Source organism: Pseudoalteromonas peptidolytica (assembly GCF_012641745.1).
In the GTDB taxonomy this organism is placed as follows: domain Bacteria; phylum Pseudomonadota; class Gammaproteobacteria; order Enterobacterales; family Alteromonadaceae; genus Pseudoalteromonas; species Pseudoalteromonas peptidolytica.
On sequence record NZ_WEHZ01000083.1, the window covers coordinates 1 to 1,257 of the forward strand.

Consider the following 1,257-nt stretch of genomic DNA (forward strand, 5'->3'; position numbering starts at 1 on the left):
GCCCGGGTGGTGGAATTGGTAGACACAAGGGATTTAAAATCCCTCGCTGGTAACAGCGTGCCGGTTCAAGTCCGGCCCCGGGCACCATTTATAGTAAGGTGACTATAAATGATTTATGGAACGCGAGTATAGCTCAGCTGGTAGAGCGCGACCTTGCCAAGGTCGAGGTCACGAGTTCGAACCTCGTTACTCGCTCCAAATCTAATCACATAGTTTACTTCTTTTCTAAATTTCCTATTTTAATGCTAGTTCATACCGAATAATTATCCCTAGTTTATCTTTAAAGGGATTAATCTTGATGGTGGTTTGAGGTGATACTAACCCTTTTAATTATTGCTCAATATAAGTCACTTTTAACGTAGTTAACATCAAATTGACCAATTATAAATGCCGATTCTTTGACTGTGTTGTGTTTACTACACTTATATTAGCTTTTTACATATTGAGACCTGCCAAAAAATGTGGTTTGACCGTTTTGGCTAATTTATCCATTAGCGCTTTTTAACTTGCTTCAGATCCACCGATTTCTCAATCTACCCCGTATTTAAAATTTGTTTATCGCTAATGAGTGAGTACTAGATCGGTTTCACTTGGGCAATATATTTTCAAGAACAGCAAACAAAGTTGCTGTCATTAAGAGAGTGCTTTGAAATTCAGTGGTCAAGTAGATGAAGTATTATCTTATTAAAGTGCTTAAGCCAACGCTTAAACAATTAAGTAGCTCAGGTCTTATTTAAGAAGGGCTTTTGCATTGATAACTCACTATTTGCCAGCGGATAAAGTGAAAAATGCTTATAAGCAATAGTAGTGACTCCTTTTAGCCCTTTTTTTGCACATTAAAGTATTAAAAATGGACGTTTCGCTTTATTTTTGCTCGAACAAACGTTTTTTCGCAATTTTCTTTAAAAAAAGGGTTGCACTTAAATCGGATCTCCCTATAATGCGCATCCACCGACACGGGGAGTAGCGCTGAAAAGCAACGAGCCAGCGAGTCGGGGGTCAAGTAAAACTTAAGTTCGAAACTTCTTCTAAAGAAATTCAAAATTAAGTGTTGACAACAAATGGGAAATGCTTAGAATGCACAACCCTCGGCGCTAACGGCGCAGCGATGATAAGTCATCGTACCGGGCAGCCGGAATGTTCTTTAACAATATGAAGCAATCATCTGTGTGGGCACTCGTACAGATTGAGTTCTAACAGCAGAATCTAGTTCGCTAGATGACGCAAACAAATTTAGAGTCTCAATTGAACTGAGTG

Annotated in this window: 2 tRNA genes; both read left to right on the forward strand. The window is 39.0% G+C overall.

Annotation, left to right across the window (positions count from 1 at the left end):
- Window positions 1-87: transfer RNA gene (locus F9Y84_RS21805), tRNA-Leu, on the forward strand.
- A 35-nt stretch (window positions 88-122) separates the two neighbouring features.
- A tRNA-Gly gene (locus F9Y84_RS21810) sits at window positions 123-198 on the forward strand.
- Window positions 199-1,257 lie beyond the last annotated feature (1,059 nt).